Origin of the sequence: Rhodococcus sp. NPDC127527, assembly GCF_042672245.1 — a bacterium.
GTDB lineage: Bacteria > Actinomycetota > Actinomycetes > Mycobacteriales > Mycobacteriaceae > Rhodococcus_G.
Window position 1 is genome coordinate 170,513 of the sequence record NZ_JBHXVP010000002.1, and the last position, 8,802, is coordinate 179,314.

At 69.3% G+C, this 8,802-nt stretch carries 10 protein-coding genes and 1 pseudogene; 5 read left to right on the forward strand and 6 right to left on the reverse strand.

Annotation, left to right across the window (positions count from 1 at the left end; translation table 11 throughout):
- The first annotated feature begins 35 nt into the window (after nt 1-35).
- From ACFVH2_RS03795 to ACFVH2_RS03805, 3 genes and pseudogenes are all read left to right on the forward strand, one after another.
- Nucleotides 36-482, forward strand: coding sequence for an Lrp/AsnC family transcriptional regulator (locus ACFVH2_RS03795; protein ID WP_378422408.1), 447 nt, complete (start codon nt 36-38; stop codon nt 480-482).
- 56 nt (nt 483-538) lie between these two features.
- On the forward strand, nt 539-1,870 hold the full coding sequence (gene lat, locus ACFVH2_RS03800) for an L-lysine 6-transaminase (protein WP_378422411.1): 1,332 nt from the start codon (nt 539-541) through the stop codon (nt 1,868-1,870).
- A gap of 94 nt (nt 1,871-1,964) precedes the next feature.
- Nucleotides 1,965-2,328 (forward strand): annotated as a pseudogene (locus tag ACFVH2_RS03805) (carboxymuconolactone decarboxylase family protein); the annotation flags it as partial.
- 15 nt (nt 2,329-2,343) lie between these two features.
- On the opposite strand, the gene ACFVH2_RS03810 reads toward ACFVH2_RS03805, so the two are convergent.
- Nucleotides 2,344-2,985 carry an NAD(P)H-dependent oxidoreductase gene (locus ACFVH2_RS03810; RefSeq protein WP_378422413.1) on the reverse strand — a complete coding sequence of 214 codons (642 nt, stop codon included), beginning with the start codon at nt 2,983-2,985 and terminating at the stop codon, nt 2,344-2,346.
- A 51-nt stretch (nt 2,986-3,036) separates the two neighbouring features.
- Here ACFVH2_RS03810 and ACFVH2_RS03815 point away from each other — a divergent pair, with 51 nt between their 5' ends.
- Together ACFVH2_RS03815 and ACFVH2_RS03820 are read left to right on the forward strand one after the other, a co-directional pair.
- Nucleotides 3,037-3,408, forward strand: a complete 372-nt coding sequence (locus tag ACFVH2_RS03815) for a MerR family transcriptional regulator (RefSeq protein ID WP_378422415.1) — start codon at nt 3,037-3,039, stop codon at nt 3,406-3,408.
- A gap of 33 nt (nt 3,409-3,441) precedes the next feature.
- Complete coding sequence (locus ACFVH2_RS03820) at nt 3,442-4,251, forward strand: tyrosine-protein phosphatase (RefSeq protein WP_378422416.1); 810 nt, start codon at nt 3,442-3,444, stop codon at nt 4,249-4,251.
- Here the strand turns inward: ACFVH2_RS03820 and ACFVH2_RS03825 are convergent.
- The 5 genes from ACFVH2_RS03825 to ACFVH2_RS03845 form a co-directional block, all read right to left on the reverse strand.
- Nucleotides 4,238-4,579, reverse strand: a complete 342-nt coding sequence (locus ACFVH2_RS03825) for a hypothetical protein (protein ID WP_378422418.1) — start codon at nt 4,577-4,579, stop codon at nt 4,238-4,240. The genes ACFVH2_RS03820 and ACFVH2_RS03825 overlap by 14 nt on opposite strands.
- Complete coding sequence (locus ACFVH2_RS03830) at nt 4,579-4,995, reverse strand: DUF1707 domain-containing protein (protein ID WP_378422420.1); 417 nt, start codon at nt 4,993-4,995, stop codon at nt 4,579-4,581. The genes ACFVH2_RS03825 and ACFVH2_RS03830 overlap by 1 nt, the downstream gene beginning before the upstream one ends.
- A 76-nt stretch (nt 4,996-5,071) precedes the next feature.
- On the reverse strand, nt 5,072-6,862 hold the full coding sequence (locus tag ACFVH2_RS03835) for an acetyl/propionyl/methylcrotonyl-CoA carboxylase subunit alpha (protein ID WP_378422422.1): 1,791 nt from the start codon (nt 6,860-6,862) through the stop codon (nt 5,072-5,074).
- Between the two features lie 256 nt (nt 6,863-7,118).
- Nucleotides 7,119-7,535 (reverse strand): SufE family protein, encoded by a 417-nt coding sequence (locus tag ACFVH2_RS03840; protein WP_378422424.1) that lies wholly within the window; start codon nt 7,533-7,535, stop codon nt 7,119-7,121.
- Nucleotides 7,532-8,428 (reverse strand): sulfurtransferase, encoded by an 897-nt coding sequence (locus ACFVH2_RS03845; RefSeq protein WP_378422426.1) that lies wholly within the window; start codon nt 8,426-8,428, stop codon nt 7,532-7,534. The genes ACFVH2_RS03840 and ACFVH2_RS03845 overlap by 4 nt, the downstream gene beginning before the upstream one ends.
- Nucleotides 8,429-8,802: the final 374 nt, after the last annotated feature.

Consider the following 8,802-nt stretch of genomic DNA (forward strand, 5'->3'; position numbering starts at 1 on the left):
TACGTGGGCGGGGCGTGCTGGGTTAGCCTGCCCAGATGCCGGAGCCATTGGACGAGATCGACACGCTGCTCGTGCGTGAACTGGTCGACGACGGCCGCGCGACGCTGGCGACGCTGGCGCAGAAGGCCGGGCTGTCGGTCTCCGCGGTCCAGACGCGCGTCCGCAGGCTCGAGACGCGCGGGGTGATCCGCGGGTACTCCGCGCGCGTCGACCCGGCGGCACTGGGGGAGGAGTTGTCGGCATTTGTTGCGATCACCCCGTTCGATCCGTCGAGCCCGGACGACGCGCCGGCCCGGCTCGCGCACATCCCGGCGATTCGATCGTGCCACTCGGTCGCGGGGGAGGAGAGCTACGTGCTGGTGGTGCGGGTGGCGTCGCCGCGCGAACTCGAGCAGTTGCTGCAGGAGATTCGCACGACCGCGAACGTCCGGACTCGCAGCACCATCGTTTTGCAGACATTTTACGACAGGGAAGTCCAGTAGAGGCAAAGTTACTGTTTGAGATGCCTAATTCAGGATGTTTGACATAACCTGAACGTATGAGTGGTGCGATCGGACGCCGCTTCGGCGGCGCGAACCTGGATCCGGAGCAGGTGCTCGACGTGTTGTCGACGAGCATGCTCGTCGACGGATTCGACCTGGTCCTCGACCTCGAGAACTCGCGCGGCCGGTGTCTGGTGGACCTGCGGGACGGCACCGAGTACCTGGACATGTTCGGTTTCTTCGCCTCGTCGGCCCTCGGCATGAACCACCCGGACCTGGCCGGAGACCCTCGGTTCATCGCGGAACTGGCGGAGGCCGCCGTGAACAAGCCGAGCAACTCCGACGTCTACACCGTGCCGATGGCGCGGTTCGTGCAGACGTTCGCCCGAGTGCTCGGCGACCCGCGGCTGCCGCACCTGTTCCTCGTCGACGGCGGCGCGCTGGCCGTCGAGAACGCACTCAAGGTCGCGTTCGACTGGAAGAGCAGGCACAACCAGGCGCGCGGCCGCGATCCGGCGCTGGGAACCAAGGTCCTGCACCTGACGCACGCGTTCCACGGCCGCAGCGGCTACACCATGTCGCTGACCAACACCGAGCCGATCAAGGTCGCCCGGTTCCCGAAGTTCGACTGGCCGCGGATCGACGCGCCGTTCCTCGAGTCCGGGCGAGACGTGGCCGCCGACGAGGAGCGGGCCCTGGCCCAGGCGCGGGCGGCGTTCGACGAGAACCCGGACGACATCGCCTGCTTCATCGCCGAGCCGATCCAGGGTGAGGGCGGCGACCACCACTTCCGGCCGGAATTCCTGCAGGCGATGGCGGCTTTGTGTCGCGAGCGGGACGCCCTGTTCGTGCTCGACGAGGTACAGACCGGGGTCGGCATGACCGGATCGGCCTGGGCGTACCGGCAACTCGGCCTCGAGCCGGACGTGGTCGCGTTCGGCAAGAAGACGCAGGTGTGCGGCATCATGGCCGGCGGCCGGGTGGACGAGGTGCCCGAGAACGTCTTTCGGGTGAGCTCGCGGATCAACTCCACCTGGGGCGGCAACCTCGCGGACATGGTGCGGGCCCGGCGGATCCTCGAGGTGATCGAGCGGGACCGGCTGATCGATCGCGCGCGGCTGCTCGGCTCGCAACTGCTCGCCGGACTGACGGCCCTCGCGGCACGGCACGCGTGCGTCACCGATCCGCGCGGCCGCGGACTGATGTGTGCGGTGACGCTCGACGCCGCCGGACATCGCGACGCGGTGCTCACGGAGCTTCGCGAGCGTGAGCACGTGCTCATGCTCGGGACCGGGGAGCGGGGGCTGCGATTCCGTCCCCCGCTGACGGTGACCTCCGCGGAACTCGACACCGCCGTCGACGCGCTGGATCGGGTGCTGACAGGGTAGCCACCGCCGCGCGGCGGGTTCGGTCCCGCGCGAGCGCCGCGTCGATCCGTACCGGCCGGGCGCGGTCGGCAACGACGAGGTGAGCGCGAAGGGGAGCGTCGCGCCGACGACGCACACACTGGTTCATCTGCGGGCCGGCCGGATCAACGGCTGCAGCGTCTGCGTCGACATGCACGCCCGCGACCTGAAGAAGGCGGGCGAGTCGGACGAGCGTATGTTCGCCGTCGCAGACTGGCGGGAGACGCCGTACTTCACCGACGCCGAGCGTGCGGCCCTCGCGCTGGCGCGGGGCGGTCACCCGGCTCAGCGACCGTGCGGACGCGGTGCCGGGCGAGGCCCGGGACGAGGCCGCAGGCCACTACGACGAGCAGGAACTGGCGTCGTTGATCCTGTCGATCGCGACGGTGAACCCGTGGAATCCCCTCAACGCCGCCACCCGGCAGGTGGCAGGGGAGTGACCGGCCGCGCTCTTCTCAGGCGTCGGTGTCGCGATCGAACACGAGTTGCGCGCGCCGGGCCATGTCCGCGCCGATCTTGTGTCCCTGGGCGGCCAGCTGCTCGTGCACGAGCGGGTCCGCGGTCTCCGCGCCGTAGAGCAGCTGAACGGACGCGTCCTCGATTCGCGAGTATCCGGCGATGCCGTGCTGCATCTGGGTCGTCATCGACTCCTTGTATCCGCGTCGATCGTAGGAAGCCTCGTCGACGGCGGCGACCCCGACGAAGTGCAGTGCCCGGATCGCGCTCGGACCACCGCCCGGGCCGTCGTCGTAGGCCCAGCCCCGCGTGAAGACCCGGTCGACCCAGCCCTTGGCGAGGGCGGGCATGGCCCACCAGTGCACCGGGAAGAGGAGGACGACCACCTCCGCGGTATCGAGGAGTTGCTGCTCGCGCAGTACGTCGGCGGGAACGGTCGCGCGACCGCGGTAGTGCGCGAGATCCTGCTCGCCGAACACGGGATCGAATCCCGATCTCGACAGGTCGTGTGTCGTCACGGTCGCGGTTCCGTCGGTTCGGATCCCCTGCTCGATCGCGCGGCCGATGGCCCAGGTCGCGGACTCCGGATCCGGGTGCGCCACCACGAGAACTACGTTCGGTCGACTCGCTTCGTTCGTCATGCGGCCAAGGTAAAGTATGACATTAACGTCAATGTCAAGGTGGAGGCCCGAATGCGGATCAGCGAACTCAGTGCGGTCACCGGTGCGACCGCACGAATGCTCCGCCACTACGAGAACGCCGGCGTCCTCTCGCCCGGCCGCGACGCCAACGGCTACCGGCGCTACCGAGCCGAGGACGCCAAAACCGTCGACGACATCCGCTGCCTGCTGGCGTCGGGGCTGTCGCTGGCCGAGGCCTCCTCGATGCTGCACGTCGTGTGCGGTGACGAGCCGGACACGCCGGCGGCCGAACTCGAGGCTGCACTGGTCAAGCTCGACGAGCGGAGTCGCCAGTTGGACGCGGCGATCGCGCGACTGCTCGACGAGAAGGCCGGTATCCAGCAGATTCGTTCAAGTATCGAACGAAATCGTGGGCGGGCCTGAGAGGGGGCCGCGATCGTGGTTTACCGTGCAGGTATGAGTACCACGCCCGTCGGCGCCCCCATCCCCATCTCGTCGGTCCCGAACCTGCGCGACCTCGGCGGCTACGCTGCCGCCGACGGCGCCCGGGTGCGCTCCGGCGTGGTGTACCGGTCCACCGACCTCGGGCGGGTCGCGGACGGTGACGTCGCGGCCCTGGACGCGCTCGGCATCACCGCCGTGTTCGACCTGCGCACGGCGGCCGAGCGTGAGCTGCGACCCGACCGGATTCCGCTCGGCGCCAAGGAGATCGCGCTCGACGTGCTCGCCGACGCCGACCCCAGTGCGGCCCCCGCGATGATGCAGGGGATCCTCACCGATCCCGCCCTCGCGGAGAGGCTGCTCGGCACCGGCGACACCAACGAGTACCTGCTCGGCAGCTACCGCGACTTCATCACGATGCCCAGCGCCGTCGCGTCCTACCGGGCGCTGTTCACCGAGCTCGCGCACGGCCCGACCACCCCGGCCCTGATCCACTGCACCACCGGCAAGGACCGGACCGGCTGGGCCTCGGCGTCCCTGCTGTTGCTGCTCGGCGTCGACGAGGTCGACGTCTTCACCGAGTACCTGCTCACCAACGAACAGTTGCTCCCGTCGTTCGAGCCGGTCTTCGACTCGTTCCGCGCCGCCGGCGGCAACCCGGACATCCTGCTGCCGATCCTCGGTGTGCGGCGGGCGTACCTCGAGGCCGCGCTCGACCAGGTGCACACCGATTTCGGTGACATCGAGAACTACTTCGCGACCGGGCTGGGCCTGCCCGACACCGCCCTCGCCTCGCTGCGCGAGCGGCTGCTCACCCGCGACTGACGGTCAACCCCAGGGCGCCCTCGGCGAACCGCGTGACCACCTCGAGCGCGGTGTCGAGGGCGTCCTCGTGTCCGGTCCGTGCCCAACCGGTCAGGGCGGCGTCGGAGCCGGCCGGGGTCAGGACGACCTCGGCGAGCAGTTCGCCGGTGTTCGGCTGGCACACCGCCCACGAGTAGTGCTCGTCGGCCGCCCACTGCGCGGTGCGGGTGGCGACGTAGTCCGGGTCGTCGATCCCGCCGTCGGCGAGCGCGGGCCGGTCGTCCACCCGGTCGTCGGCGCGCAGGGCTCGCAGGTACCAGGCGCCGGCGTTGACCTCGATCGGTTCCATCAGTCGCGGCCTCGGCGATCGCGCTTGCGGGCGCGCTTGCGTCGTTCGCGGTCACCGCCGTACAGCAGCGCACCGGCGATCGGCACCGCGAGGAACCACAGCCAGGAATGGGTGACGAAGAACAGCACCAGTGCGATCAGTGGGACGACGGCCATGACGCGCCCGGCCCAGTCCGGTCGGGAGTCCCCTTCTTCGGGCGCGGGCAGCTCGGGGGTGGGAGCGGTGGTCCCGGGCTGAGCGGGCAGGTCCGCGAAGACCTGGACGAGTTCGCCGCGCGTGGTCGCGGACGCGATCAGTCCGCTGCGCTCGTCGAACTCGGTCACCGTCAACCGCCCGTCGCTGAAGTGGCCGCTCAGCTGCGCGAGCGCCTGCTCGCGTTCGGCTGTGCCGATCCGGATCTCGGGAAGGTCTGCCATGGCCACAGCCTAGTGTGCGCACAGCACTGCGCCCCCGGCTGCCTGGGCAACCGGGGGCGCAGCGAAAGTGCCTGTGCTACTTGAGCTCGGCGAGCACCGTGCCCTGGGTGATGGCGGCGCCGGGCTCGACGGCCAGACCGGTCACGATGCCGGCCTTGTGCGCGTTGACCGGGTTCTCCATCTTCATAGCCTCGAGCACGGCGATCAGATCGCCTTCGGCGACCTCCTGACCCTCCTCGACGGCGACCTTGACGACGGTGCCCTGCATGGGCGCGGTGACGGCGTCACCGGACGCGGCGCCGCCGCCGGCACCGCCGCGCTTGCGCGCCTTCGGCTTCTTGCGGGCGGCACCGTTGGCGGCGCCGCCGCTGCCGAGCGAGAACTGGCCGGGCAGCGAGACCTCGACGCGACGGCCGCCGACCTCGACGACCACCGACTGACGCGGCAGCGCCTCGTCCTCGTCGGCCGCGGCACCCACACCCGCGTACGGCTCGATGGTGTTGTCCCACTCGTTCTCGATCCACTTGGTGTAGACGTCGAACGACTCGCCGTTGCCCACGAAGGCTGGGTTCTCGACGATGTGGCGGTGGAACGGGATGACCGTCGCCAGGCCGTCGACCTCGAACTCGGCCAGGGCGCGCGCGGCGCGCTGCAGGGCCTGCTCGCGGTTCTCGCCGGTGACGATCAGCTTGGCGAGCATCGAGTCGAACTGGCCGCCGATGACGTCGCCCTGGATGACGCCGGAGTCGACGCGCACACCCGGGCCCGTGGGCTCGCGGTAGGTGCTGATCGGGCCGGGGGCGGGCAGGAAGCCGCGGCCGGCGTCCTCGCCGTTGATGCGGAACTCGAACGAATGGCCGCGCGGGGTCGGGTCCTCGGTGAACTCGAGCGCCTCGCCGTTGGCGATCCGGAACTGCTGGCGCACGAGGTCGATGCCGGCGGTCTCCTCGGTGACGGGGTGCTCGACCTGGAGGCGGGTGTTGACCTCGAGGAAGGAGACGGTGTCGCCCTGGACGAGGTACTCGACGGTGCCCGCACCGTAGTAGCCGGCCTCGCGGCAGATCGCCTTGGCGGAGTTGTGGATCCGCGAACGCTGGTCGTCGGTCAGGAACGGAGCGGGGGCCTCCTCGACGAGCTTCTGGAAGCGGCGCTGCAGCGAGCAGTCGCGGGTGCCCGCGACGACGACGTTGCCGTGCATGTCGGCGATGACCTGGGCCTCGACGTGGCGGGCCTTGTCGAGGTACTGCTCGACGAAGCACTCGCCGCGACCGAAGGCGGCGATGGCCTCACGGGTCGCGGACTCGAACAGCTCCGGGATCTCCTCGATGCTGTGCGCGACCTTCATGCCGCGGCCACCGCCACCGAAGGCGGCCTTGATCGCGACCGGGACGCCGTACTCCTTGGCGAACGCCACGACCTCGTCGGCGTTCTTGACCGGATCCTTGGTGCCCGCGGCCATCGGCGCGCTGGCGCGCTCGGCGATGTGCCGCGCGGTCACCTTGTCACCGAGGTCGCGGATCGACTGCGGGGAGGGGCCGATCCAGATCAGCCCGGCGTCGATGACGGCCTGCGCGAAGTCGGCGTTCTCCGACAGGAAGCCGTAACCGGGGTGGATGGCGTCGGCGCCGGAGCGCTTCGCTGCGTCGAGGATCTTGTCGAAGACCAGGTACGACTCGGCCGAGGTCTGGCCACCGAGGGCGAAGGCCTCGTCGGCGAGCTTCACGAACTGTGCGTCCGCATCAGGCTCGGCGTAGACGGCGACGCTGCCGTATCCGGCATCCTTCGCGGCTCGGATGACCCGCACAGCGATCTCGCCGCGGTTGGCGACGAGCACCTTGGTGATGTGCGCGCTGGCATGACTGGGCACTGAGCCTCCTGTTGGTCGCAAGGGGTAGCCGCTGGTGGATCCCCTGCCGGGGGTCTGACCCGGCTCGTTGTGTTCGGGCATTGCTTCGGAGTGTATGCACCGTCTCACGTGCCGATGTAATCGGATAGCTGTTTCACCCTCGCGTCCGATCACGAGGCGCGAAGGCTACCGATCGGTAGCGAATCGGTGGCCCCGCACGACCGAGTGAACGTGCCGTTCGTTCGATCTGATCGAGTGAACGGTTCCGTTCACTCGATCAGGGTGCGGTGAGGTGGCGCTTGATGCGGGCGAGCATCGCCGACATCCCGCGCAGGCGCAGCGGGCTGACCGCGTCCGCCAGGCCGAGCGCGGAATAGAAGTCGCCGGGCACGTCCAGGATCGTCGCGGCGCTGTGCCCGTCGAGGCCCTGATGGAGGATCGACGCGAAGCCCCGGGTGGTCGGCGCCTCCGGGGGCGCGCTGAAGTGCAGCCGCACGTGCTCCCGATCGCCGGCGTCGACCGCGAGGAACAGCGGCGACTGGCATTCCGGTACCGGCTCCATCGCGGCCTGCTCGAGTTCGGGTGGGAGGTCGGGCAGCTCCCGGCTGAACTCGAGCAGCAGCTGCAACTTCTCCTGTGCCCCGACGGCGGCGAAGTCGTCGACGATCTCGGCGAGCGATTCGGGCAGGCTCATACGGTGGCCGGCACCTCTCCGGGCTCCTCGCCCCGCACGATCGGCACTCGCACCGCATTGCCCCACTCGGTCCACGAACCGTCGTAGTTGCGGACCTTCTCGAAGCCGAGCAGGTGGGTCAGGACGAACCAGGTGTGACTCGACCGCTCGCCGATCCGGCAGTAGGCGATGACGTCGTCGGTCGGGGCGAAGGCGCCGTAGATCTCCTCGAGCTCCGCCCGGGAGCGGAACCTGCTGTCCGGTGCCGCGGCCTTGGCCCACGGAATGGAGACCGCGCTGGGGATGTGGCCGCCGCGCAGCGCACCCTCCTCCGGGTAGTCCGGCATGTGGGTGCGCTCACCCGTGTATTCCTGCGGGGAACGCACGTCGATCAGGGGGCCGGTGCCGAGGTGGCCGAGCACCTCGTCCTTGAACGCTCGGATCGGGGCGTCGACCCGCTGCACGACCGGGTAGTCGGTAGGCTTGTTCTCCGGCACGTCGAGAGTGGTCTCGCGGTTCTCCGCGATCCATGCGTCCCGACCGCCGTCGAGGAGTCGGACGTCCTCGTGGCCGAACAGGGTGAACACCCACAGTGCGTAGGCGGCCCACCAGTTGCTCTTGTCGCCGTAGATCACCACGGTGTCGTCGCGGCGGATGCCCTTGCGGCTCATCAGCGCCGCGAATGCCTCGCCGTCGATGTAGTCACGGGTGACGGGATCGTTGAGGTCCAGGTGCCAGTCGATCTTCACGGCCCCGGGGATGTGCCCGACGTCGTAGAGGAGGACGTCCTCGTCCGATTCGACGATCTTGATGTTGGGGGAGCCGAGGTGGCCACCGAGCCAGTCCGAAGTCACCAGCCGTTCCGGATGGGCGTACGCCGCGAAAGACGGGTTGGGATCGGGCGCTACGGGCACAGGCTGACTCCTGACGGACGGCGGGCGAGGTCGACTCCGATTCTATGCGGACGGTGCCGAGCGTGCCGCTCGCGTCCGTCCCCGCCGGCATCGGGTAACCGTTTCCCGGCCGGCGGATGTCGGCACCGTGACCAGGGACTATCCGGGAACCCTGAGCCGATGATCCAGAACTGGACAATTGATCGATTTTCGCCCGGAACGCCGTCAGGTCTCGTACTGTCGCGCACGGATACGTGCCGATCCGCGTGCCCCGTCTTCGCCGTTGGCCATGACTGTTCGCCTGCGAATAACCACACATTGCCCCCGTAAGCTGGACGCTTGCGCAACTGCAGAGTCTCCTGGGGGCTCAGCACTAATCTCGAGAGGTTCTACCC